Origin of the sequence: Sphingobium aromaticiconvertens (genome assembly GCF_037154075.1) — a bacterium.
Lineage (GTDB): Bacteria > Pseudomonadota > Alphaproteobacteria > Sphingomonadales > Sphingomonadaceae > Sphingobium > Sphingobium aromaticiconvertens.
Genome location: NZ_JBANRJ010000001.1, coordinates 4,461,851 through 4,484,365 on the forward strand (window position 1 = coordinate 4,461,851; position 22,515 = coordinate 4,484,365).

General features: G+C 62.9%; 23 protein-coding genes. 7 read left to right on the forward strand and 16 right to left on the reverse strand.

The genetic code is table 11. The features are described 5' to 3' along the window. Nucleotides 1-65: 65 nt before the first annotated feature. The 6 genes from WFR25_RS21675 to WFR25_RS21700 are packed head-to-tail and all read right to left on the reverse strand — an operon-like array spanning nucleotide 66 to nucleotide 5,614. Nucleotides 66-1,019 carry an ABC transporter substrate-binding protein gene (locus tag WFR25_RS21675; protein WP_336973610.1) on the reverse strand — a complete coding sequence of 318 codons (954 nt, stop codon included), beginning with the start codon at nucleotides 1,017-1,019 and terminating at the stop codon, nucleotides 66-68. Between the two features lies 1 nt (nucleotide 1,020). Then, a complete protein-coding gene (locus WFR25_RS21680) occupies nucleotides 1,021-2,109 on the reverse strand; it encodes an LLM class flavin-dependent oxidoreductase (RefSeq protein ID WP_336973613.1) in 1,089 nt (362 codons plus the stop codon). Nucleotides 2,110-2,128: 19 nt separating this feature from the next. Beyond that, a complete protein-coding gene (locus WFR25_RS21685; RefSeq protein WP_336973615.1) occupies nucleotides 2,129-3,391 on the reverse strand; it encodes a rhodanese-like domain-containing protein in 1,263 nt (420 codons plus the stop codon). Further along, nucleotides 3,391-3,996 carry a cysteine dioxygenase family protein gene (locus WFR25_RS21690; RefSeq protein ID WP_336973617.1) on the reverse strand — a complete coding sequence of 202 codons (606 nt, stop codon included), beginning with the start codon at nucleotides 3,994-3,996 and terminating at the stop codon, nucleotides 3,391-3,393. Before WFR25_RS21690 ends, WFR25_RS21685 begins: the two co-directional genes overlap by 1 nt. Then, entirely contained in the window at nucleotides 3,993-4,793 is an 801-nt protein-coding gene (locus WFR25_RS21695; RefSeq protein WP_336973619.1) for an ABC transporter ATP-binding protein, read from the reverse strand. Before WFR25_RS21695 ends, WFR25_RS21690 begins: the two co-directional genes overlap by 4 nt. After that, on the reverse strand, nucleotides 4,790-5,614 hold the full coding sequence (locus WFR25_RS21700) for an ABC transporter permease (RefSeq protein WP_336974997.1): 825 nt from the start codon (nucleotides 5,612-5,614) through the stop codon (nucleotides 4,790-4,792). Before WFR25_RS21700 ends, WFR25_RS21695 begins: the two co-directional genes overlap by 4 nt. A 290-nt stretch (nucleotides 5,615-5,904) precedes the next feature. On the opposite strand from WFR25_RS21700, the gene WFR25_RS21705 reads away from it, so the two are divergent. Further along, nucleotides 5,905-6,741 (forward strand): LysR substrate-binding domain-containing protein, encoded by an 837-nt coding sequence (locus WFR25_RS21705; RefSeq protein WP_336973621.1) that lies wholly within the window; start codon nucleotides 5,905-5,907, stop codon nucleotides 6,739-6,741. On the opposite strand, the gene WFR25_RS21710 is transcribed toward WFR25_RS21705, so the two are convergent. From WFR25_RS21710 to WFR25_RS21725, 4 genes are read right to left on the reverse strand one after another with little or no spacing between them, the layout of a single operon-like run. Further along, a complete protein-coding gene (locus WFR25_RS21710; RefSeq protein WP_336973622.1) occupies nucleotides 6,738-7,682 on the reverse strand; it encodes an NAD(P)-dependent oxidoreductase in 945 nt (314 codons plus the stop codon). The genes WFR25_RS21705 and WFR25_RS21710 overlap by 4 nt on opposite strands. A 5-nt stretch (nucleotides 7,683-7,687) precedes the next feature. Further along, the gene (locus tag WFR25_RS21715; protein WP_336973624.1) at nucleotides 7,688-8,881 is read right to left on the reverse strand and encodes an acyl-CoA dehydrogenase family protein; all 1,194 of its coding nucleotides are present in this window, start codon (nucleotides 8,879-8,881) and stop codon (nucleotides 7,688-7,690) included. Between the two features lie 3 nt (nucleotides 8,882-8,884). Beyond that, nucleotides 8,885-9,865: an ABC transporter substrate-binding protein gene (locus tag WFR25_RS21720; protein WP_336973626.1), complete on the reverse strand. Its 981-nt coding sequence runs from the start codon at nucleotides 9,863-9,865 to the stop codon at nucleotides 8,885-8,887. Next, entirely contained in the window at nucleotides 9,866-10,015 is a 150-nt protein-coding gene (locus tag WFR25_RS21725) for a hypothetical protein (protein WP_336973627.1), read from the reverse strand. It lies immediately after the preceding gene. 104 nt (nucleotides 10,016-10,119) lie between these two features. On the opposite strand from WFR25_RS21725, the gene WFR25_RS21730 reads away from it, so the two are divergent. Next, entirely contained in the window at nucleotides 10,120-11,472 is a 1,353-nt protein-coding gene (locus WFR25_RS21730; RefSeq protein WP_336973629.1) for an FAD/NAD(P)-binding protein, read from the forward strand. A gap of 15 nt (nucleotides 11,473-11,487) precedes the next feature. Here WFR25_RS21730 and WFR25_RS21735 read toward each other — a convergent pair whose 3' ends face one another. The 5 genes from WFR25_RS21735 to WFR25_RS21755 form a co-directional block, all read right to left on the reverse strand. Then, the gene (locus tag WFR25_RS21735; RefSeq protein WP_336973631.1) at nucleotides 11,488-12,327 is read right to left on the reverse strand and encodes a TauD/TfdA dioxygenase family protein; all 840 of its coding nucleotides are present in this window, start codon (nucleotides 12,325-12,327) and stop codon (nucleotides 11,488-11,490) included. Beyond that, complete coding sequence (locus WFR25_RS21740) at nucleotides 12,324-13,109, reverse strand: SDR family NAD(P)-dependent oxidoreductase (RefSeq protein ID WP_336973632.1); 786 nt, start codon at nucleotides 13,107-13,109, stop codon at nucleotides 12,324-12,326. The genes WFR25_RS21735 and WFR25_RS21740 overlap by 4 nt, the downstream gene beginning before the upstream one ends. Continuing rightward, nucleotides 13,106-13,861 (reverse strand): SDR family oxidoreductase, encoded by a 756-nt coding sequence (locus WFR25_RS21745; protein ID WP_336973634.1) that lies wholly within the window; start codon nucleotides 13,859-13,861, stop codon nucleotides 13,106-13,108. Before WFR25_RS21745 ends, WFR25_RS21740 begins: the two co-directional genes overlap by 4 nt. A 147-nt stretch (nucleotides 13,862-14,008) precedes the next feature. Then, nucleotides 14,009-14,542: a helix-turn-helix domain-containing protein gene (locus tag WFR25_RS21750; RefSeq protein WP_336973636.1), complete on the reverse strand. Its 534-nt coding sequence runs from the start codon at nucleotides 14,540-14,542 to the stop codon at nucleotides 14,009-14,011. 87 nt (nucleotides 14,543-14,629) lie between these two features. Then, the gene (locus WFR25_RS21755; protein WP_336973637.1) at nucleotides 14,630-16,327 is read right to left on the reverse strand and encodes a thiamine pyrophosphate-binding protein; all 1,698 of its coding nucleotides are present in this window, start codon (nucleotides 16,325-16,327) and stop codon (nucleotides 14,630-14,632) included. A 178-nt stretch (nucleotides 16,328-16,505) separates the two neighbouring features. On the opposite strand from WFR25_RS21755, the gene WFR25_RS21760 reads away from it, so the two are divergent. The 5 genes from WFR25_RS21760 (at nucleotide 16,506) to ppk2 (ending at nucleotide 21,490) form a co-directional block, all read left to right on the forward strand. Continuing rightward, nucleotides 16,506-16,994 carry a nuclear transport factor 2 family protein gene (locus WFR25_RS21760; protein ID WP_336973638.1) on the forward strand — a complete coding sequence of 163 codons (489 nt, stop codon included), beginning with the start codon at nucleotides 16,506-16,508 and terminating at the stop codon, nucleotides 16,992-16,994. A gap of 29 nt (nucleotides 16,995-17,023) precedes the next feature. Next, entirely contained in the window at nucleotides 17,024-17,836 is an 813-nt protein-coding gene (locus WFR25_RS21765) for a sugar phosphate isomerase/epimerase family protein (protein WP_336973641.1), read from the forward strand. A gap of 195 nt (nucleotides 17,837-18,031) precedes the next feature. Beyond that, nucleotides 18,032-19,870 carry a DEAD/DEAH box helicase gene (locus WFR25_RS21770; protein ID WP_336973644.1) on the forward strand — a complete coding sequence of 613 codons (1,839 nt, stop codon included), beginning with the start codon at nucleotides 18,032-18,034 and terminating at the stop codon, nucleotides 19,868-19,870. Between the two features lie 15 nt (nucleotides 19,871-19,885). Next, entirely contained in the window at nucleotides 19,886-20,344 is a 459-nt protein-coding gene (locus tag WFR25_RS21775) for a YaiI/YqxD family protein (RefSeq protein ID WP_336973646.1), read from the forward strand. 219 nt (nucleotides 20,345-20,563) lie between these two features. Beyond that, nucleotides 20,564-21,490 (forward strand): polyphosphate kinase 2, encoded by a 927-nt coding sequence (ppk2, locus tag WFR25_RS21780; protein WP_336973649.1) that lies wholly within the window; start codon nucleotides 20,564-20,566, stop codon nucleotides 21,488-21,490. Nucleotides 21,491-21,504: 14 nt separating this feature from the next. Here ppk2 and WFR25_RS21785 read toward each other — a convergent pair whose 3' ends face one another. Next, the gene (locus WFR25_RS21785) at nucleotides 21,505-22,506 is read right to left on the reverse strand and encodes a transporter (protein ID WP_336973651.1); all 1,002 of its coding nucleotides are present in this window, start codon (nucleotides 22,504-22,506) and stop codon (nucleotides 21,505-21,507) included. Between the last annotated feature and the right edge of the window lie 9 nt (nucleotides 22,507-22,515).

Consider the following 22,515-nt stretch of genomic DNA (forward strand, 5'->3'; position numbering starts at 1 on the left):
ATGACTTTGCAACACGATCTATGATTTACGCTTAATTTTAGATCATCTATCATGCTGCGAAGATTTCATTGTCCGAAACTGGCGTCGAAGGCTTTGGACACGTCACGCTTGCCATCGATCAGGCCAGCCTTTTGGAAGCGCGCGGTGATCTGCTGCTCATGCGCGATGATGTTGCCGTCGATCCGCTGGGACACCCGGTTGCTGCGTTCAAAACTGGCGCGAGCGATGTCGAGCGGAAGCCCCGTTTCCTTCGCGAGTACCTGCGCGAACTGATCGGGATGCGCCCGCGCCCAGGCGACGGCCTTCGCCTCCCGCTTCAGGAAATCCTCCAGCAGCGCACGCTTGGGCGCGATCGAGTCCGCATGGGCAATGTCGATATAGAGCGGCAGGCCATAATCCTTGGCATCGACCACGGCGCGCGCACCTTCCTTGATCGCGACATTTGTATAGGGCGTCCAGATCGCCCAGGCATCGATCGCGCCGCTGTCGAACGCTGCCTTGGCGTCGCCGGGCGGCAGGAAGGTGACGCGTATCTTGTCCACCGGGATCTTTGCCCGCGCCAATGCCTGAAGCAGCAGATGGTGGCCGATCGACCCGCGCGTGGTGGCGACTGCCTTGCCCACCAGATCCTGCGCGCCGCGAATGGGCGAATCCTTCTTGACCAGAACCGCCAGCGCATCGGACGCCTGATTGGCGGGGGACTGCACCGCAATCGCCTTGATCGGACTGCCGCTCTGATAGGCGAAGATGAACGGCGCATCGGCGGCCAGACCCAAATCTGCCGCACCGCCGCCGACCGCTTCCAGCAACGGCTGGGCAGCCGGAAATTCGGACCATTCGACCGTGTAGGGCGCGCCCTTCAGCGCACCCGACGCGATCATCATGGATTTAACCTGTCCCTTCTGATTGGCGACGCGCAGGACATTCTCATCCCCTTTGTTAAAGCGCGTGGCGGCGAACGCGAGGCCCGCCACCACGACAACCGCCACACCGATGGCGGCACCCTTTGCTTTTGCCATATCAGCCCGCAAGTGCCAGACCGGCCTGCTCACGCTCGGCCACCTTGCGGCGGACCACCGGAATCAGTTCACGACCGTAAAGGATGCTGTCACCCAGCGGATCGAAGCCCCGGATCAGGAAATGGTCGATGCCAATGTCATAATATTCCAGCATCGCGTCGGCCACCTGTTCGGGCGTACCGACCAATCCGGTGCTGTTACCCGCCGCCCCGGTCAGGGCAGCAACACCCGTCCACAGCCGTCCGTCGCGCCGGTTGCTGCTTGCGGTATCGAGCAGGCGCAGCGACCCGGCATTGGCCGGGCGATGACCGGACACAGGAAGTCCCGCCGCGACCCGATTGTCGCGTACCTGTTCTTCGATCTCCGCCGCGCGCTTCCAGGCGGCCTCCTCGGTATCGGCGATCACCGGACGCAGCGACAACGAGAAGCCCGGATCGCGGCCATAGCGCGCCGCCGAGCGACGCACCTGCCGCACCGTATCCTGAACGCCCTCCAGCGTTTCCCCCCACAGCGCATAGACATCGGCATGGCGACCGGCGACCTCGATCGCCTCTTCCGACGATCCGCCGAAAAAGACCGGCAGGTTGTCGGGCTTGATCGCACTGAACGCCTGCCGAACGTCATAGAAACGTCCTTGATGATCGAAGGGCTTTGCCGCCGTCCATTCCTGCCTCAGAATCGACAGATATTCGTCAGTCCGGGCGTAGCGTTCGGTCTTCACCGACCGAGTATCGCCATCGCGCGCCATTTCCTCGTCCGCGCCGCCGGTGATGATGTGGACCGCGACCCGGCCATTCGATAGCTGATCCAGCGTCGCAAGCTGCCGTGCCGCGACGGTCGGCTGGGTGAAGCCGGGACGATGCGCGACCAGAAATCCCAACCTGCCGGTGATCGCTGCCGCATGGGCCGCGACGATCTGGCTTTCCGGGCTGTTGGAGCCAAAGGGGATCAGCACCCGATCGAAATCACCCTCTTCCTGCGCTTTCGCCGCCGCCTCGACATAATCCTTGTCGAGCGCGCGGCTGCGGACCGCCGCGTCCGTTTCCGACCCGTTGTTGAACCCGATATAACCGATAAACTTGACGCTCATGAGGAGCCTCCTGCAAAAGTCAGATGACGAAAAAGCCGTGGGTGCCGTCGCGGGCCAACTGGTCGACCAGCCCATATTCCCAATCGAGATAGGCCTGCATCTTGGCGGCCTGATTGTCGGTGCCCTCATAGGGCCGCTTGTAGCGCCCTTCGCGCGTGCGCGGGGTCGGCGCGCCGTCCGGGCCGGTTTCCAGCGAAAATGCAGACCAGTCGGCATCGAGGACATAGACTTCCCAGCCCAGTTGGGCGAGCCAGGAGGCGGTCATGTCGGCCCGCGCGCCAATGTCGTCAGCCACCACGATCCGAGCGCCGCGCACGGGCGCATTATGGTCGGTTTCCTGCACAAGCTGACCGCCTTGCGCGTTGCGGAAACCGGGCAGATGCCCGCCTTCATATTCGCGCGGCTGGCGCACATCATAGAGGTAGAGGGTGCGAGCCACGTCGGCCTTCAGATGATCCAGCGCCGCCCAGTCGATCCGCTTGACGCCCGCACGATAGGCGACGTCACGGGCATGGACGCGCGCTTCCTCAATGCCATCACGGTCGATTTCGGGCGCTACCCTGACCTGTCCGGTTTCCAGTTCCTGTCCGGCCAGCGTCCAGCCGATCGTGCCGTTCCGAAGCGCATAGACTTTGTTGGGCAGGCCCGCATTGACCAGCGATTGGGTACCGATGATCGAGCGCGTGCGGCCCGCGCAGTTGACGATGATCGTCGTATCGGGATCGGGCGCGATGGTGCGCGCACGCAGCGCCAGTTCGGCGCCAGGCACGCTGGTCCCCGTCGGGATACTCATGGTGTTATATTCGTCGTAGCGGCGGGCATCGAGGATGGCGATGTCGGCCTTCTCCCGGATCAGCGCCTGCACCTCCTCCGCCGCCAGCGAAGGCGTATGACGGCGATGCTCGACCAGTTCGCCGAACGCCTTGGAGTAACTGTTGACGTCCTCGAACAGTTCATAGCCCGCTTCGCGCCAACCGGTGAGGCCACCGTCCAGTTCGCGCACATCGGTATAGCCAAGCCCCTGAAGGCGCACGGCCGCCTTATGCGCCAACCCCTCCCCATTGTCATAGACGACGATCGGGGTGGCGAGGCGGGGGATGCGCCAGCGTGCTTCTTCGTCGATGCGGCGCAGCGGAATCTGCGCTGCGAACAGCGGATGCCCCTGCGCGAATTCATGTTCCTCGCGCACGTCGATCAGCGCGATCTCGTCTCGCGCCAGCAAGGCGGCCCGGATGTCAGCGGGGGTTGCGATCTGGGTGCGGTCGAGCGTGGCTATGGTCATTATGATCTGTCCCAAAGGTTGGGGATGACGCTGTTGGCGTATCCGGAGATGAAGGTCTTGGGCGTGCCATCGACGGCATAGGTTGCACGCTCGATCGCCCCGATATTGGCGCCATAAACATGGATGCTGACCGAGGGCGCGGCATCGCGGCCATTAGTGACACGGTGAATGTCGCCGATGCGGGGCGAAAAAGCGTCCACCTCACCCTCATGGAGCAAGCTCTCGCCGTCAGCGACCAACGCGCCTTCCGGCTTGCGGCGGAAGCGCTCGACTTTTTCGACCCCACGCAAAACACCGACCAGACCCCAGACACTATGGTCGTGGATCGGGGTCGACTGGCCCGGCCCCCAGACGAAGCTGACGACACTGAACCGCTCGCGGCTGTCACAGTGGAGCAGATATTGCTGGTAGCGATCGGGATTGGGCCGCGCGAAGGCATCGGGCAGCCAGTCGTCCTTCGCGATCAGGCGACCGAGCAGTACGCTGCCGCTGTTCAACAGCGCCTGTTCGTCGCGGGTCGCGGCGATCAGGTCGGCAAAGGCGGTAACGAAACCGCGCAGGCGGCTGATCTCCACCGGTCGGTCGATGGCGGTGACGGCGTTCATTCCGCCGCCTCGGCATAGGGAGCACCATCCCCGTGAAGATCGCCGCCCAGATAGGAGAGCAGTTGTTCACGCAGGCGGCCCGAAAAGCTCGCCCGCTGGCCACGGGGCGCCTTGATGCGCTCCTCAGCAACGATCCGCCCCGCGTCGAGCACCAGCACCCGGTCGGCCAGCGCAATCGCTTCCTCGACATCATGGGTGACGAGCAGCACCGCCGGCCGATGCGCGCGCCACAACGACAGCACCAGTTCGTGCATCCGATAGCGGGTAAGCGCGTCCAGCGCAGCAAACGGTTCGTCCAACAGCAGCAATTTGGGTTCACGTACCAGCGCGCGGGCCAGCGCCACCCGCTGCGCCTCACCGCCCGACAGGGTCAATGGCCAGGCGTCGAGGCGATGGCCAAGGCCCACTTCCTTGAGCGCGCCTTCGCTACGCTCACGAATGTCGGAGCCTTTGAGGCCCAGCGCGACATTCTTCCAGACCGGCTTCCAAGGCAGAAGGCGCGCATCCTGAAAGACGACGGCGCGGGAATCGGGCACTTCCACTTCCTGTCCGCGCTCTTCGTCCAGCCCGGCCAGCGTCCGCAGCAAGGTGGTCTTGCCCGACCCCGACCGCCCCAGCAGCGCGATGAACTCGCCCGGTGCGATGTCGAGGTTTAGCCCGTCGATGATCGTGTTGGCGCCAAAGCGACGAACGAAGTTTCGCAGACGCACAACCGGCGGCGGGCTGGTTCGGTCCTCAAAATCGACGACCTCGTCCACGCGATTGTCCACCGCGGCAAATCCGACATGCGCGTTCATGATCCTTGCTCCACTATGCTGGGGCGCCAGATAAGGGCGCGGGTTTCGATCGTGCGGACCAGCCAGTCGGCGCCAAGGCCGAGGATGGCGTAAACCATGAGGCAAACGACGATGATGTCGGTTCGCATGAAGTCGCGGGCGTTATTGATGAGGTAGCCCAGACCCGCCGAGGCGTTGATCTGTTCAGCCACGACCAGCACCAGGATCGAGACGGACAATGCATAGCGCAGCCCCACCAGCAGCGAAGGCAGTGCGGATGGCAGGATGACATGCCAGATCTGGTCCCAACGACTGAGGCCAAAGCTCTTCGCCGCATCCAGCAGGCGCAGGTCGACCCCGCGAATACCGCTGTAGAGATTGAGATAGACGGGGAAAATCGTGCCGAAGGCGATCAACGCCACCTTGGGCGTCTCACCGATGCCGAACCACACGATGAACAGCGGCGTCAGCGCCAGCGCCGGGATCGTTCGCTTGATTTGCATGAGCGGATCGACCGCCAGTTCGCCGGTTCGCGACAGACCCGCGACCAGACCAAGGGCAATGCCCAGCCCCACGCCGATCAACAGGCCGGCGGCAACACGGGCAAAGGAGACGATCAGGTTAGCGGGCAGTTCGCCCGACACCACCATTTCCAGTAGCGTGCCCAGCACTGCCGAGGGCGCCGCCAGCGTGCGTTCGGGGATTAAGCCAACGCGCGACCCCAATTCCCATAACAACAGCAACAGGACGGGCGAAAGCCACCGTCCGCCAAAACGGGATAAGGAAAATGGTCGTGGCGGTGGCGCCTGCGCCTCGTTCCTGCCGATTGTCAAAGCCGTCATCATTCTCGCCCTTATTGCGTGGCGAGAAATCCAACATTATTTCTCTACTCATTCAATTGAGTTTTAATGTGCCGACCTATTGCCATTCTTTATAGGTGGCGTTTCATCGTCGGCTGGGGGGCACCTTGTCGCCGATTTCCGGGGATTTCTCACCTGCTTCTTCACGTCGATAGCTTTTTATGCCCGGCCTAAATCTCTACTATTTTGATTGATATATAAGGAGGCGCAATAAGCCACTTATACCGTTTCCGACCACGGACCGGCATCGCCTTTTCAATCGGGGGTTACTTATGCCAGTCAATCTGCCCACAAACCTGCTCCGCAGTTTCGTCGCGATCGTCGACACCGGCTCGATGCTGAATGCGTCGGAGCAGGTGTTCGTCACCCAGTCGGCGCTCAGCCTTCAGATCAAACGACTGGAGGAACTGGTGCAACAGGCGCTGTTCCTGCGCGAGGGGCGGCGACTGAGCCTGACAACCGCGGGCGATGTCCTGCTCGATTATGCGCGGCGCGTGCTCAGCCTGCATGACGAGGCCGTGGCCGCAGTCAGCGCCGGTCGCTTCGCTGGCCCTGCCCGGATCGGCATGGTGCAGGACTTTGCCGACACGCTCCTGACCGGCCTCCTTTCTCGTTTCGCGGAACTGCATCCCGACGCGCAAATCTATGCGCGGGTGGCGGGCACGGCGGAGTTGCAGACGCTGCTGGAACGGCGGGATCTCGACATATTGCTGGGCTTTGCCGCACCCAATGATCCCCATGCCGTCACGGTCGCGCCGATGAGCTGGTATGGCGATCCGGCGCTGGTCGACCGCGACGTCATTCCGCTGGCCGTGCTGGAAGAGCCGTGCCGCTTCCGTGAGGCGGCGATCCGCAGCCTGGAGGATAGCGGCCTCAACTGGCGCATCGCGGTGGAGACGCCCAATCTCGGGACGCTCAAGGCCGCCGTCGGGGCGGGCCTTGGCATCACCTGCCGGACACACCTGTTCCTTGGTGAAGGACCGGTTCTGGAGCATGAACGGCTCCCCGAGCTGCCGCGCGTGGCCGCGATCCTGCGGTCGGGCGACACGCTGGACCGGGCCGCGCAGCGCTTGACCGAACTGGCGCGCGAGACGGTACAGGCGCTTTAGTAACCGCGCGCGCGGTCCACCACGTCGGATGGACTCTCCCCGCGCACGAAACGGGACAGGTCATCCTGTATTTTTTCAAGCAGACGGTGGCGAACCAGCATATGGTTGCTGGAAATATGGGGCGTCAGGCGGACGCGGGGATGGCTGTAGAGCGCATGGCCCTCGGGCAACGGTTCCGGCTCCGTGACGTCCAGCGTTGCGAAACCCAACTGCCCGGCGTCGAGCGACCGGATCAACGCGTCCTGATCGATCACCGAACCGCGCGCAACGTTGATGAGGTGGGTGCCCGGCTTGACGCGCGCCAACAGCCCATCATTCACCAGGTGGCGAGTGTGCGGTGTGGCGGGAACGGCCACGACGATATGATCCGCCTCCGCCATCAGCGTTTCCAGATCGGCGACCAGTTGAACTCCGGCTATGCCCGTCTGCACGCCGGAACGGCGCACCGCGACCACTTGCGCACCCAACGCAACCCCGCGCCGCGCAACCGCCGTGCCGATCGCGCCCAGCCCGATGATACCAATTGTGGTGCCCGAAACCCGGCCAAGCGGCACCGGCACCCATTGCGCCCGCGAACGCGCGGTCACACCCTCCAGATTCTTGGCATAGGCATAGATGGCAGCGATCACATAATCGGCGATCTCCTCTGACGCGACGCCCCGACCACAGGTGACGAGCGGCGCGTCGAGAAGCCAGTCGGGGTAGAAATCAATCCCCGCCGATGCGCTGTAGACCCATTTCAAACGGCCCGGCCAAATATCGGGTCGTGGGGAGACGGGCTGACGCCAGGCGGGCGACGGGCGAACCAGCAATATGTCCGCTTCGCTCGCCGCGCTCCACGGCTCGTCATCCGCGACGTCGATCAGGATCGGGTTTGACGGATGCCGCGCGAGACTGCGGTTGAAATCGGCCTCAAGCTGACTGGCAATGATGAGGGACATAGACCTTAATTCCCCAGTGTCGCGCGGCCGGCGGCCACCAATATCGTATCAGTCTGCGGCGAGTGGATGCGGCTGCAAAGCACGTCGCGATAATGGCGCTCCAGCGGGTTTTTGCGGCTGATCCCCGGATTGCCGGTCAGTTCCAGGCCAATCTCGACCGCGCGGATGGCGTTGGCGGTCGTCACATATTTGACGATATTGACCTCTGCGGCGCCGGGCAGGTCGCCCGCGTCCGTTCGCGCGGCGGCGGCTTCGATCAGCGTGCGGTTGACCTGCAACAACGCTTCGATTTCGCCGAACTTTTCCTGCACGCGCGGCAGGGTGGCGAGCGATGCGCCCAAATTGCTGGGCACCCGATCATTCAGATAGCCGCGCAACCAGTCGCGCGCCGCCCGCGCAACGCCATTATAGATGGTCGAGATGGCCAGCGCGTTCCAGATCGCCTGCGACGGATCAGCGGCAGCGGCCGACCAGTCTTCGGGTCGACGAATATCGACGGCATGATCCAGGGGCACCGGCGTATCGGCGAAATGCACCGCATGGCTGACGGTAGCGCGCATCCCCAGATGATCCCAGGCCGGTTCAATGGCAATACCGGCGCTCTCCGCCCGGACAAGGAAATTGCCGACGCGTGGCTGCTCTTCATCAGTCTTCGCCCAAACGGAAAACCAGTCCAGCCCGGTGGAGCCAGTGGAATAGATTTTCGTGCCGCTGATCGCCCAGCCTTCGCCCACGCGCCGCGCCACCGTCGCGGGCAGGCCCCCGCGTACGGGCGTGCCCAGTTCCGGCTCGACCCGAAGGCCGCCGATCAACCCTCGCCCCTCCACGGCATCGCGGGCCAGCCGTTCATAGATCGCCGCAGGCCAGTTGCGCGCCCGCGCAGGCGTCGCATGATAATGATAGGTCATAAAGAGGATCAGCGCGGTCGATGGCTCCCCCTTCGCCACGGCTCCCAGCACGCGCAGCGCCTCCGACAGCGATGCACCACGCCCGCCCAATGCGCGTGGGACGGTCAGGCCGATCAAACCCTCACGGGCCAGAAGATCGAAATTGGCGGTCGGAAATTCACCGCTGCGATCATAGGCTTCGGCCGTCGCCGCCAGTTGGCGGGTGATGCGGTCCAGCACGTCGGTCGGCAAGTCGACCGGTACAGAGCCGCCTCTCGGAAGTTCGGGGACGGAAACGGGTTGGGTGGCCATGGCTCAACCTCTCTGGGGTATCTGGGCGTTGAAACGCGCGTCCCACAGGGGCCGCACATCGACCGGCTTGGGGATCAACCCGGCCTTATGAAAAACATCGGCCACCTGCTGCTGCGAGGCGATGGCCGCATCGGTGACGGGGCGCAGTTCGTAATTGGCGCTCCTGCGGCGGAATTGATCGACGACATAGTCGCGCGGCACGCCAATTTCCTTCGCGACGATGATCATCCATTCGTCCTGATTGGCAACGGCCCAATCAAAGGCCTTCTGCACCAGCCCCAGATAGTCGCCGATGATGCGACTCTTTTCCGGGTCCGCCAGCGCGTCGACATGGGCTGAAATCAGATAATTGCCCGACAATATGCCATTGGCCGTCCGTAATATCCGCGCGCCCTCGGTCGCGATCGCGCGCTGGATGGGAAAGCCATAAATCGCCCAGGCATCCAGCGCGCCCTGCGAAAAAGCCGCCGTACCATCCGCAACCGTCATGGCGACCGGTATGATGTCGTCCCAGCCCAGTCCGGCTTCTTCCAGCATACGGATCAGGAAATATTGGGAGGTCGTAGCCCGGACATAGCCGACACGCTTGCCCTTCAGCTCCGCGATCGAGCGCGCCTTCGATCCCTTGGGCAGCAGCACGACCTGATTATTCACATCGCCATGAAATACGGCGATCTGGCGAAAGCTCTGGATCGTGGAGGCGGCGGCAAAGATCGGCGGAATTTCGCTCATCCCGCCATAATCGAGCGATCCGCTGTTCAGCGCCTCGACCACCAGATGCCCCGATGAAAATTCGCTATAGTGGATGTCGAAACCGTCAGGCTTTATCCCGGCGGCCTTGAAGAGAAGGCGGGTATCGCTCTCGCCCTTGCCGGTAAGAGACACCCGCAGACGGGGCTTGCCGCCCTGCCCACCGCGTCCGCAGCCACCGACCATCAGGCAGGCCGCAGCCGCCTTGCCCAGAAATGCCCGGCGCGAATACATTTAGCGCAAACCGAGCTTTTCTTCACGCACGCGATCAAGCTCATCAGGCCCCATGTTGAACAGGATGACGTCCGGATCTCTCAAAAACTCGCGCTTGAAAGCGTCATAGAAACGGACCCAATGTGCGTTAATCGCCTTCAACCAGGCCATCTGTAACCCTTCCATCAAAATCGGACAGGGCTATTTATCTATTCAATTGGTGGAGATATGTCAGTCAAGCAATACTCCTCGACTCATTAGAATTGCTTGAACCCATGCTGATCGCGCGCCACGCCCTTGTCATCGGGGGCGGCTTTTCCGGAACCTTGCTGGCGATCAACCTGCTGCGGCACGGATCGCTGCACGTAACGCTGGTCGAACGCGATCCCCAACGGCTGGGCAAAGGCCTTGCGTTCGGGGCGGCACAGGATCGGCACATCCTTAACGTCCGGGCGGGCAATATGAGCGCCTTTGCCGATCAGCCCGATCATTTTGTCGACTGGCTGACCCGGCGCGGCGTCGGATCGGACGCAACCTTCGCCACCCGACGGGACTATGGCGCCTATCTGGCGGAAATGCTCTCCGACATGCGACATCTGGCAGGCGAGCGGCTGACCATCATCGCGGACGAGGTGACGGACCTGGCGCTGTCCGATCAGGGGGTACGGTTGCATCTCGCGTCCGGTCGCGATCTGACCGGAGACATCGTCATCCTTGCGCCAGGCAACCTGCCGCCGCACGACCTCCCCGCCTTCGCGCGATTGTCGGCGCCTGCCTATATCAGCGATCCCTGGTCCCGCGACATCGCGGCGGACCTGACGCCGGACGATCATATACTGCTATTGGGGACAGGGCTGACGGCGATAGATTGCGCCCTCACTCTGGACGATGCCGGGTTTCGGGGGCGCATAACCGCGCTTTCGCGGCGCGGACTAACCCCGCACACCCATGCACCCAGCCCCGCTTTCACGGCAGTAAGTGAGCGCCCTTCCCAATCGAGCGCCGCTCTGGTCAGGGCCGTCCGCGCACGCAGCCGACAAGTCGGATGGCGCAATGCGATTGATGAACTGCGCCCATTCACGCAAGGATTGTGGCGCATGTCCAATGATGAAGAGAAGGCCCGCTTCCTGCGCCACCTTCGCCCCTTCTGGGATATTCACCGCCACAGGATCGCCCCGCCGGTGGCAGAGCGACTGGACGCCATGAAAGCGCGTGGTCAACTCTCCTTCATGGCGGGCAGGGTTCTGAGCGCTGAACCCGATCACCAAGGTCTCCGCCTGTCATGCCGCGCGCGCAGCGCAAATCATTCATCGCCTATGACAGTCACCCGTGTAATCAATTGCACCGGCCCGTTGAGCGATCTGTGCCGCACGCGCGAACCACTGTTGCAGGCGCTTTGGCAAGCCGGCGCGATACGGCCTGACCCTATGAATATCGGTATTGATGTCGATCAACAGGCTCGGGTGATCGGAGGCGATGGCACTGCAAATGAAAGGCTGTTCGCGGTCGGTCCGATGACGCGCGGTGCGCATTGGGAGATCGTGGCCGTCCCCGATATCCGCCGACAGGTGCTCGATCTGGCGCGAAGGGTTACAGCGACCCACTGGGTCGAAGCCGAAGGACTGTAAGCCGATGGTGCCGGTTCAGGCGACGATGGATGTACGATGCATCATACGCCCGGAATCCCGTGCATAGGGGACGACCCGATGCAGCGCGCCGGTGTTGCTCCAGATTACGAAGTCGCCCTCCTGCCACTGGTGCTGATAGATGAAATCGGGCTGCGTCGCCCATTCGTTGAGCCGGGTGATGAGCGCGCGGCCATAGGCCATTTCCATGCCGACAACGGTGTCGGCGGTCGACCCCACGATCAAGCTCTTGCGCCCGCTTTTGTGCTTGTAAACGAGCGGCCGTTCTTTTTCGACGGCGCTGGCCAGTCTTCCCCTGTCAGCTTCAGGAATGGCATCGGCGATAGACCTCAGGCTGGATGTCACGGTATGGATGATCCGCAGGTCTTCGATTTCCGCGCGCTGCGCCTCCGGCATCTGTTCATAGGCAGCAAAGGTGTTGGCGAACTCGGTTTGCCCGCCCTTGGGCGCCAGCCGTCGGGCGGACAGCAAGGTCGCGGCAGGCGGTTCCATCTCCATCGGCATGCCGTCCATATGCCAGAAGAAGGTGCCCAGCACATATTCGGGCGCGCGGTTGATCTTCGCGTCCAGCGTGACCTGATAAACGTCATCCTGCTTGTCGGTAGTGGCCTCACTGGTGAGATTGAGCCGTCCGCCCAGAAGGTCGGTGAAGGCCAGTTGCTCCTCGTTGGTGAAATGCACCTGCGGGATCACCAGAACAGCGCGTTCGTCCAGCATCTCGCGGCACTGACGCACGACTTCGGGATCGAACAGCGCCTCCCGTTCAGCCTCGACGATGGACCCGATCAGGGGCTTGACGGGGGTGAACGTGACGCGGGATTTCTGCTTGGTGCTCATAGATCCTGCTCCTTCTGTTCGGCCGCCATCCCGGAAAAGCCGATGCAATAACCACCATCGACAGGCAGCAACGTACCCGTGATGTAGGACGCTTCGTCGCTGGCCAGGAACAGGGCTGCGTTGGCGATTTCGCTCGACAGGCCCCAGCGGTCCATCGGAATGCCCGGAACCCGAAAAATGCCCGGCGGTGGCTCGGGATGCTCTTTGGACATCGCCACCAGCCCGGTCCAGATCGAGCCGGGCAGGATCGCATTGACCCGGATATTATGCGCAGCATAGTCGAGCGCCGCGCATTTGGTCAGTTGGCTCACGCCCCCCTTGGCAGCGCCATAGACGCTATGGCCCTTCCATCCGACCATGCCGGTCGCCGAACCAATATTGACGATCGCCCCGCCACCCGTCTCCATCATCGAGATCACGCCATATTTGATGCCAAGGAACACGCCCTTGATGTTGACCGCATGGATGCGATCCCAACTTTTCGACGTCTGTTCGTGCAGGGGCATGATCCCGCCGCCAAACCCGGCATTATTGATCAATATATCGATCCGGCCGAACGCATCGCGCGCGGTCGCGATCATCGCCTGAATGTCCGCTTCCTCGGCAACGTCGACATGCAGGCCGATCGCGCCGCCGCCGATCATGTGGGCAACCTCATCCTGCGCGCCGCTGATGTCGGTACACAGCACGCGCGCGCCTTCCAGCGCGAAACGCTCGGCCATGGCCTTGCCCATGCCCGACCCCGCGCCGGTGATGATCGCGCTCTTGCCTTCCAGCCTCATGGCATCGCCTCCAGATCGATGGTCGGCTGGATCAGGATGCGCGTCACATTGGCGCGGCGCGGCAAACGGACGGCCAATAATATGCCATCGACAATGTCGGAAGGCTCCATCGCCCCTTCCTTGTGCGTGTGCTGCTGGATCATGTCCCGCCATTGGGGGTCAGAGATGCTGCTGGCGATGTCCGTGGCGGTGGCGCCCGGCTCGATGATCGAGACGCGGATACCCGCCTGTCCGGCTTCCTGCCGCAAGGATTCGGTAAAGCCGGTCAGCCCGAACTTGCTGGTCGAGTAGGAAGCGAAGCGCCATCCGGCGCGCCGTCCCGCAGTCGAGGAGATATTGATGATATCGCCGCTGCCCTGCCCCTTCATCACCGGAAAGGCGGCGCGGCAGACATGGATCGTTCCCATCAGATTGATGTCGATAACCCGCTGCCACTGCTTACTGGTCAGCGTTTCGATACCGCCTGCCTCATTGACGCCCGCCGAATTCACCAAAATGTCGAGCCGACCGAAAGCCGCAACCGTATCCGTCACGCAAGCCGTGGCATCCGCTTCAATGGAAACGTCGCCGGGCAGCGCCAGCGCCGTCCCGCCCGCCACCACAATCCGCTCTACCAGCGACTCCAGCCGTTCGCGGCGTCGCCCCGAAATGGCAACCGAAAGGCCTTCGGCAGCCAGCGCCAGAGCCGTCGCCTCGCCAATGCCCGATGATGCGCCCGTCACCAGCGCAACCTTGCCTTTCAGGCTCTCCATCTCTCATCCCTTCGCTTGCTTTTTTTGCTCGGGCGTCACCGTGCCTCCTTATCGAGACGCGGCTGCTGAACACTGTGATAGCAAGCTGAAGATCATGCGGTCAACAAAAATGCTGAACACTGCGATAGCATGGTCATGGACAGGGATTTATCTGGGTTTGAGGCGCTGCAGCATCTCTTCGACGATAAGGAGCGCGTCGGCATGGCCTTCGGTAAGGCCGAGCGCGGTTTCACTCACCAGCATGCGGGCGAGAGAGGCGGCGATCATCACAATCCCGCCCGCCGATGGGGTGGCGGCATCGACCGGCAGCAACGCCTCGACTGCGCGAGTCTGGGCGGTCCGAAATTCTCGCGCTGCGCTCACGATTTCGTCGCGCACTGCCTCGCGATGATGGGCAACGGCGCTCAGTTCCGCCGCCAACGCTGCGTTGGAGGGATCGCTCATCATTTCCCACAGCGCGCGCAAAGGCTCTGGTTCGGCCAGCGCAGCTTCAAAACGCACCATACGACGTTCATTCACCCGCTGGACCACCGCCAGCAACAGGTCATCCATCGTGCGAAAATAATAATAGAGGAGTTGAGTCTTTAGCTCCGCCCGTTGCGCGACCAGACGAGCCGAAATGCCATGCTCGCCGACTTCGGCCAGTATCGCTTCGGCCGCATCCACGAAGCGGGCGCGCATCTGTGATCCTTCTGCGCCAAGTCTGCGAGGCGAAGCCATATTTTCCTTATCCAATGGGGTGATGCTCCATAGAAAATTCTCTGCCCATCAATAAGCAGCCCAGGACGAATATTCAGCATAATTGGGCGCTTCGGTCGCATTCTTGTCCGGATCCACGGGCACCTGGATGACGGCGGGCCTGCCGCACGCCAAGGCGCGAACGATGGCCGGCGCAATATCCTCGTCCCGTTCGACAAATTCGCCATGCGCGCCAAAGCCTTCGGCAATCTTGTCGAAGCGCACCTGCTTGCCCCAATGCGCTTCTGTCTCCGGCGATCCCTCGCCAAAGGCGCGGCGATAGACGCCGACCTCAAGACCCCATGCATAATCGGAGCTGATGATGATGATCACCGGCAACTTCTTGCGGACTGCCGTTTCCAGCTCCGAAATATGGAACATGATCGAGGAGTCCCCCGTGATCAGCATGACCGGCCGCTGGCCACCTGTCGCGATCGCTGCGCCAATCGCATAGGGAAGACCGGTGCCCAGATGCCCCAGATTTTGATTCCACATCACGTCATGGGGGGTCGCCTGCGAATAGGTCCAGGTGAAGATGGTGATGGAACCGCCATCGCGCACCATGATCCCATCCCTGGGGAAAGCCTGCGTCGCCTCCGTCACCAGCCGTGCGGTGTGGACGGGCATTGTGCCGCGCGGCGCGGATTCCGCGAGTTCCGCTTTAAAGATCGCCTGCGTCTCGATCCACGCATGCAGGCCCGGCGAAGGCACGCGCGGGACAGCCTTCAGCGCCTCCACCAGTTGCGGAACCACGTCGCGCAGGTCGCCGAGCAGCGGCACATGAATCTTGCGGTTGACGCCGAAGGCCAGCGGATCGCGCTCGACATAGATCCACTTGCGGTCGGCATCACCCGCAGCCCAGTGGCGGCCAAGCCCGAAATGCAGCGGCTCACCCAGTTCGGTGCCGATGGCGATGACCAGATCGGATGCCTCCACCGCCGCAATCGCACTGGGCGAAAAGCCATAGGAGAAAGTGCGGTCCTCCATCCCCTTGATGAAGGCGGTGCCACCCGACGTCTGGATGATCGGACATGCCATAGCCTGCGCCAACGCACGCACGCTTTCATGCGGGCGCGCCGTGAAGATGCCATGGCCCGCCAGGATGATCGGCTGTTTCGCTTCGCCAATCAGCTTCACCGCCGCCTCGACCATCGGCGCACTCGCCCCCTGATGGATCAGGCGATAGTCGTCGGGGGCCTGCAACGGCTCCCAATCAGGCATTTCCTGCAACACATGGATCGGAATCTCGACATAGACCGGCCCCGGCTTGCCCGACTGGCAGACGCGTAGCGCTTCGCGCATCACTTCATCGGCCTGATGGGCATATTCGATCACGCCGACATATTTCATCGCCGCTTCGAAATATTGGGGCTGGCTGATATATTGGATGCGCCCACGCTTCACCCGGTGCTCGGCCTCTCGCCCGCGATTGCCCGCCAGAAAAATAGTCGGCGAATTCTCCTTCGCCGCGACGATCGCCGCTGCCGCCAGATTGGCAACGCCCGGCCCCATGGTCCCGAAACAGACGCCCGGCTTGCCGGTCATCCGCGACCAGGCATCGGCCATGAAGGCACCCGATTGTTCATGATGGGGCGCAACCACATTCCACCCGCGCCGCTCCGCCTGCACCGCCATATGCACGAAACCCGGATCGGGAATGCCGAACAACGTGTTGATTCCCTCTGCCTCCAGCAAATGCAGGATGCGCTCATAAACCGGCGTGCCCATAGTCAATCCTCTGCCCTTTTTGTCATGTGTTCCGGTGGCAACTCATCGCCCCACCGCTACGAATCACATGCCCATCGACTTATGCTAACAAGGTGTTCAGAGTGGCACGCAATACAACCGCCTGTCGATGCTGTTTGCAGCCGCACAGGATTTGAAAAATTGAGAGGATGAGGACAGCATGCCAACATTCACCCAGGAAAATGCCCTGTCCGTACTCATAATCCAGCAGCTCGTCGCGGACTGGGGTTATGATCTGGACATCCATGGCGGCATGAATGTCGCAGCCCTGTGCACGGCGGATTGCCACTATCTCGTCGGCGGCACGCTGCACCAGGGACATGAGCCGATCACCAAATTCTACACCGCCCGCAACGAGCGCGTCGCGATCCAGCAGAAGGATGGCATCCGCACGCAGCGGCACACGATCACCAACCATCGGATGACGTTCACGGATGCCAACAATGCCGCGGCGACCTTCATCCTGGTCAACTATTCGGGTGAAGGAAAAGCACCCATCCTCAACCTGGTTGGTCCGACGATCGTTGCGGATTGCCGCATGGAGTTCCGGCGGGATGCGGACGGGGAATGGCGCATCTCGCTGTTCGACAGCACGCCGTTATTCATCGGCAACGACCCGTTCCTGAACGCGTCCGTCGTCAAGAAGTAAGGATCAGCGGGGCGAGGGAGGAAGCGGATATGCATCGTCTGGGCATCGAACTACTCAGCGTCTTCAGCATGCCGCCAGTGGACCATGTCACATTGGCGGCGGATCTCGGCTGCGACTGCATTTCGCTGGGCCTCACCAACACCGACTATAATCCGCACGGCTACGCCCCCTTTTCCCTGCGGGACGATCTGGCGCTGCGACGGGAGACGAAGGCAGCGATGCGCGACCGGGGGATCGCGATCTCGCTCGGTGAGGGATGCCTGATCCGTCCCGGCATCGGCGCAAAGGACATGGCGGCCGACATGGATATCCTGGCCGAACTGGGCTGCGAGCGGATCAACACGCTCAGCATCGATCGCGACCCCGCCCGCAGCCTCGACGAATTCGCCCTCTTTGCAGAGATGGTGGCGGAGCGCGGCATGGTGTCCACGATCGAGCTGGTGCCAACCCTGCCCATCGGAACACTCGACAAGGCGTTGGCCACGCTGACGCATGTCGGACGCCCCGACCTCCGCCTCCTGCTCGACACGATGCACCTGCGACGCTTGCGGATTACGCCTGAGCAGATCGCCGCGATCGACCCGGCGCTGATCGACTATGTGCAACTGTGCGACGCGCCAGACAGCCTGACTGACAAGGACTATATGTACGCGGCGGTGCAGGAGCGGATGGTGCCGGGCGAAGGCGATGTGCCGCTAAGCGACTATATCGCAGTATTGCCCTCCGATATCACTTATGCCCTCGAAGTGCCGCTCAGCGCTCAGGCGGAAGCGGGTGTTGGTCCGCAAGTTCGGGTCGGCCGCTGCGTGGAGGCGGCACGACGCCTGCTTGGCGATGCCTGAATGATAAAATTGCAGGGTTCTACCGGGGTTCAAGGATCAGCGCGGATCACCCTGGCGGTACAATCCCGCATGCCGCCATTGCTTTTTTTCGCGCAAGGGCCTAACGGGCGTCCCTTGCCGTGGAATAGACCCGGCTCCATGCGTTAACACTCGACAGGATGGTTGGGTAAAACGCCTGCCATTGATCGAGAACACATGCCTTTTACCACTCTGCCCACGCTTCTTCAGGAAGCGCTCTCCGCTCGTGGCTATGCCGCGCCCACCCCCGTTCAGGCAGCCGTGCTGGAGGATGAGGCCAAGGGCCGCGACATGATCGTGTCCGCCCAGACCGGGTCGGGCAAAACCGTCGCCTTCGGCCTTGCCATGGCCGACGACCTGCTGGCCGACCATGGCCGCGCCCATCCTGCTGGCGCGCCGCTGGCCCTCATCATCGCACCGACCCGCGAACTGGCATTGCAGGTCAGCCGCGAGCTGATCTGGCTCTATGGCGATGCCGGTGCGCGTATCGCCACCTGCGTCGGCGGCATGGACGCCGCCAAGGAGCGCCGCGCGCTCGGCTATGGCGCGCAGATCGTCGTCGGCACGCCGGGCCGCCTGCGCGACCATCTGGAGCGTGGCGCACTCGACCTGTCCTCGCTCAAGGTTGCTGTCCTCGACGAAGCCGACGAGATGCTCGACATGGGCTTCCGCGAGGAACTGGAAGGCATTTTGGATGCCACGCCCGAAGGCCGCCGCACGCTGCTTTTCTCGGCGACCATGCCAAAGCCGATCGCCGCCCTCGCCAGACGCTATCAGCGCGACGCCCTGCATATCACCACCGTCGGGCAAGAGCGCGGCCATGGCGACATCGCCTATCAGGCGATGACCATCGCGCCTTCGGACATCGAAAAGGCGGTGGTCAACCTGCTACGCTATCATGACGCCGAAACCGCAATGCTGTTCTGCGCCACCCGCGACAATGTCCGCCATCTGCACGCCAGCCTGACCGAGCGCGGTTTTGGCGCGGTGGCGCTATCGGGTGAGCATAGCCAGAATGAGCGCAACGCCGCATTGCAGGCACTGCGCGACCGCCGCGCCCGCGTCTGCGTTGCCACCGACGTTGCCGCGCGCGGCATCGATCTACCCTCGCTGACGCTGGTCGTGCATGTCGAACTGCCCCGCGACGCCGAAACGCTTCAGCACCGTTCGGGCCGTACTGGCCGCGCGGGCAAGAAAGGCACCGCCGTCCTGCTGGTTCCCTATTCGCGCCGCCGCCGGGTCGAGGGCATGTTGCGCGGGGCCAAGATCAATGCCGAGTGGATCAACGCCCCCACGGCCGAGGATATTCGCGGCAAGGATCGCGAGCGCCTGATGGCCGCCCTGCTCGAACAGGTCGAGCTGGAAGAGGATGACGTGGCGATCGGCGCAGAGTTGCTCACCAAGCGTCCGCCTGAGGAAATCGCCGCCCTGCTGGTCCGCGCCCACCGCGCCTCCATGCCCAGCCCGGAGGAGTTGGTGGACGCCAGCAGTGGCCCGGCCCCGCGCGACGGGCCACGCCCCGGCTTCGAGGATACCGCCTGGTTCCGCATGCCCATCGGTCGCCGAGACAATGCCGATCCGCGCTGGATCCTGCCGCTGCTCTGCCGCCGGGGTCACATCACCCGCGACCAGATCGGCGCGATCCGCATCACCGGCAATGAAACGCTGTTCGAAATCCGTGGAGAAAGCGCCGGACGCTTCATGGCCTCGGTCAAGCGCACCGCGCAGCAGGATGGTGACGAGGAAAATGCCCTGATCATCGAAGCGGTGCAGGGTGCCCCGCGCGAGGAAGCACGGCAGAACCGTCGCGAAGGCCGCGCCAATGACGGCCCGCCGCAGCGCCGCTATGACGCACGCCCGACGCTGGGCGCACGCCCTAACGCGCCCGGTCGTCCCGCCGGCGCCCGCCCGCCCTTCAAGGGCAAGCCGGGTGGTGGCGGCAAACCCTTTGGTGGCAAACCATCGGGCGGAAAGCCTTCCGGCGGAAAGCCCTATAAGGCGAAGCGTCCGGACTAAGAATCCGGCGCGCCAATGCCCCGCATCCTGGTCGATGCCGACGCCTGCCCTGTGAAGGAAGAGGTTTATAAGGTCGCCTTTCGTCACGAGGTGCCGGTCACGATCGTCGCCAACGCGCCCATCCGCGTGCCACCCCATCCGCTGGTGGCGCGCGAGGTGGTGAGCGATGGCTTCGACGCGGCGGATGACTGGATCGCCGAGCGTGCGGGCGCAGACGCGGTGGTCGTCACCACCGATATATTGCTCGCCGACCGCTGCCTGAAAGCAGGCGCGGTGGTGATCGCCCCCACCGGCAAACCCTTCACCACCGCCTCGATCGGCAGCGCCGTCGCCACCCGCGCGATCATGGCCGACCTGCGCGCTGGACTGGGCGAAGGGATAGGTGGCCCCGCGCCGTTCAGTAAAACCGACCGCTCACGGTTTCTGTCGGCGTTGGATGAAGCCTTGGTACGGTTGAAGCGGCAAGGGCGCTAACCGCGTTAGCTTCTCGCGAAACAGCCATATCGTGCGGGAGTCTGGAATCCCGCCTTTTCGTCCGAGAGATTATTGACGGCCCGCCACGCAAAATCTTCTCTTGCGAAGCGACGCCGCACCGTCTGAATCCATTCTTATGTTGATGCCTGAGGCGTCAACATAACGTCACCATGCCGTGCCATCGTTGCGATCACCCTTCCCCGTAAAGGCTCCGCACGCATGGACACGCCCCTAGGCCAGCAGGCCCTGTTCGACATGGATCGCATCAAACAGGAAATCGCCGACAGTTTCGACGAAGAACTGGAGATGGAAATCGACGAGAGCCGTCTTGAGGAAATGCTCGCCGACCTGTCCGATCATCCGGATCGCGAGCAGATGGACCGACGGACCTATTTTCGTGAACTGTTCCGGCTTCAACATGAACTGGTCCGGTTGCAGGACTGGGTCCAGCACAAGGGGCTGAAGGTCGTCGTCATCTTCGAGGGGCGCGATTCCGCGGGCAAGGGCGGCGCGATCAAGCGGATCACCCAGCGCCTCAACCCCCGCGTCTGCCGGGTCGCCGCGCTGCCCGCACCCAATGAGCGGGAACGCAGCCAATGGTATTTTCAACGCTACGCCGCGCATTTGCCCGCCGCTGGAGAAATCGTGCTGTTCGACCGTAGCTGGTATAATCGCGCCGGGGTCGAGCGAGTGATGGGCTTCTGCAACGAGGAGGAGGTGGAGGAGTTTTTTCGCTCCGTCCCCGAATTTGAACGGATGCTGGTCCGGTCGGGCATATTGCTGCTTAAATATTGGTTCTCGATCACCGACGAGGAGCAGCAGTTCCGCTTCAACATGCGTATCCACGATCCGCTGAAACAGTGGAAGCTGTCACCGATGGACGTGGAATCGCGGCGTCGCTGGGAGGATTATACCCGCGCGAAGGAAGCGATGATGGAACGCACCCATATTGCCGAAGCGCCCTGGTGGGTGGTCGAGGCAGTGGATAAGAAGCGCGCGCGGCTCAACTGCATCGCCCATTTACTGGACCAGATCCCCTATGAGGATGTGCCCAAACCGCTCGTGACCCTGCCCGATCGGGCGCGGCATGACGACTATATCCGCAATCCGGTTCCGACCGAAATGATTGTGCCGGACCGCTTCTGATCTGATGAAGGCCGTTATCGCCGCATGAAGCCCATCCAGCGCAGCAGGAAATAGGTGATGGCAGCGGCGGCGGCGGCCAGCAGCGTCGCCGCTATCGTGCCGTGCGGCGTCTGGGCGAACGGCAAGCCGCCAGTGTTCATCCCGAATATGCCGGTGACGAGCGTTGCAGGCAACATCAGCGCGGTGATGATCGACAATATGTAGAGATTCTGGTTGGTCCGCTGGGCTTCCTGTATGTCCAGTTCCTCCCGCAACAGGCGCAACTGGCCCTGCACGCCCAATATGTCGGCGTCGAGCGATTGCAGGCGCTGCACCAATTCTTCCACCGTGGGCAACAGCGTTGCGGGCAGATCCTTGTCCTGCTCCAGCCGCTGAAAGACGCCGCGCATACCCGATAGCAACCGGTGAAGTTGCGCCAATCGCCGCCGGATGCCGATCAGGTCGCGGGCCGTGGGCGGATGATGCCCGTCCAGAAAGGCGTCCTCCGCCCGCTGCACGTCCGCGCTCAAGGCGCGGCTGATGTCGGCGATATTCTCGGTAATGGCGCCGACCAGCAGGTCCAGCGCCTGCGCAGGACCAGTGGCTGCGGCGCCGCGTTCCAGCCGGTGCCGGGCGATGTCGGCAGAGCGCAGCGGATGCAACCTTGTGGTCAGCATCAGCGTAGGGCTGAGCGCGATACGCAGGGCGCCGACCCGCGCGGTGTCAGCCACGTCGAAGTCCCGCTCGAAATCGTGCAGCACGCAGCCCATAACATCGCCATCGACCAGCGCGCGCTGATGCGTATCGGTCGACAGTAGCAATTCCCGCACAGCGAGGGGCAGCGCCTCCACCCCTTCGATCCAACGCCGCGTGCCATGATCGGCAAGGTTCAGGTGGAGCCAGCGGAAGCTGCCTGCGGGCGGGCTGTCGCAAATCTGGACCGGGCAGGAACCCTCCGCCGTGAAGTCGATGCCCCATATCAACCCCGGCCCCATGCCGGTCAGCGGCACGGAGTCGCGGAACAATGGATCATCCATCTTAGCCGT

Excerpts from the sequence above, each read along its gene's own strand:
- WFR25_RS21675 (WP_336973610.1), bottom strand. The coding sequence starts at position 1,019 with ATGGCAAAAGCAAAGGGTGCCGCCATCGGTGTGGCGGTTGTCGTGGTG.
- WFR25_RS21680 (WP_336973613.1), bottom strand. The coding sequence starts at position 2,109 with ATGAGCGTCAAGTTTATCGGTTATATCGGGTTCAACAACGGGTCGGAA.
- WFR25_RS21685 (WP_336973615.1), bottom strand. The coding sequence starts at position 3,391 with ATGACCATAGCCACGCTCGACCGCACCCAGATCGCAACCCCCGCTGAC.
- WFR25_RS21690 (WP_336973617.1), bottom strand. The coding sequence starts at position 3,996 with ATGAACGCCGTCACCGCCATCGACCGACCGGTGGAGATCAGCCGCCTG.
- WFR25_RS21695 (WP_336973619.1), bottom strand. The coding sequence starts at position 4,793 with ATGAACGCGCATGTCGGATTTGCCGCGGTGGACAATCGCGTGGACGAG.
- WFR25_RS21700 (WP_336974997.1), bottom strand. The coding sequence starts at position 5,614 with ATGACGGCTTTGACAATCGGCAGGAACGAGGCGCAGGCGCCACCGCCA.
- WFR25_RS21705 (WP_336973621.1), top strand. The coding sequence starts at position 5,905 with ATGCCAGTCAATCTGCCCACAAACCTGCTCCGCAGTTTCGTCGCGATC.
- WFR25_RS21710 (WP_336973622.1), bottom strand. The coding sequence starts at position 7,682 with ATGTCCCTCATCATTGCCAGTCAGCTTGAGGCCGATTTCAACCGCAGT.
- WFR25_RS21715 (WP_336973624.1), bottom strand. The coding sequence starts at position 8,881 with ATGGCCACCCAACCCGTTTCCGTCCCCGAACTTCCGAGAGGCGGCTCT.
- WFR25_RS21720 (WP_336973626.1), bottom strand. The coding sequence starts at position 9,865 with ATGTATTCGCGCCGGGCATTTCTGGGCAAGGCGGCTGCGGCCTGCCTG.
- WFR25_RS21725 (WP_336973627.1), bottom strand. The coding sequence starts at position 10,015 with ATGGCCTGGTTGAAGGCGATTAACGCACATTGGGTCCGTTTCTATGAC.
- WFR25_RS21730 (WP_336973629.1), top strand. The coding sequence starts at position 10,120 with ATGCTGATCGCGCGCCACGCCCTTGTCATCGGGGGCGGCTTTTCCGGA.
- WFR25_RS21735 (WP_336973631.1), bottom strand. The coding sequence starts at position 12,327 with ATGAGCACCAAGCAGAAATCCCGCGTCACGTTCACCCCCGTCAAGCCC.
- WFR25_RS21740 (WP_336973632.1), bottom strand. The coding sequence starts at position 13,109 with ATGAGGCTGGAAGGCAAGAGCGCGATCATCACCGGCGCGGGGTCGGGC.
- WFR25_RS21745 (WP_336973634.1), bottom strand. The coding sequence starts at position 13,861 with ATGGAGAGCCTGAAAGGCAAGGTTGCGCTGGTGACGGGCGCATCATCG.
- WFR25_RS21750 (WP_336973636.1), bottom strand. The coding sequence starts at position 14,542 with ATGCGCGCCCGCTTCGTGGATGCGGCCGAAGCGATACTGGCCGAAGTC.
- WFR25_RS21755 (WP_336973637.1), bottom strand. The coding sequence starts at position 16,327 with ATGGGCACGCCGGTTTATGAGCGCATCCTGCATTTGCTGGAGGCAGAG.
- WFR25_RS21760 (WP_336973638.1), top strand. The coding sequence starts at position 16,506 with ATGCCAACATTCACCCAGGAAAATGCCCTGTCCGTACTCATAATCCAG.
- WFR25_RS21765 (WP_336973641.1), top strand. The coding sequence starts at position 17,024 with ATGCATCGTCTGGGCATCGAACTACTCAGCGTCTTCAGCATGCCGCCA.
- WFR25_RS21770 (WP_336973644.1), top strand. The coding sequence starts at position 18,032 with ATGCCTTTTACCACTCTGCCCACGCTTCTTCAGGAAGCGCTCTCCGCT.
- WFR25_RS21775 (WP_336973646.1), top strand. The coding sequence starts at position 19,886 with ATGCCCCGCATCCTGGTCGATGCCGACGCCTGCCCTGTGAAGGAAGAG.
- ppk2 (WP_336973649.1), top strand. The coding sequence starts at position 20,564 with ATGGACACGCCCCTAGGCCAGCAGGCCCTGTTCGACATGGATCGCATC.
- WFR25_RS21785 (WP_336973651.1), bottom strand. The coding sequence starts at position 22,506 with ATGGATGATCCATTGTTCCGCGACTCCGTGCCGCTGACCGGCATGGGG.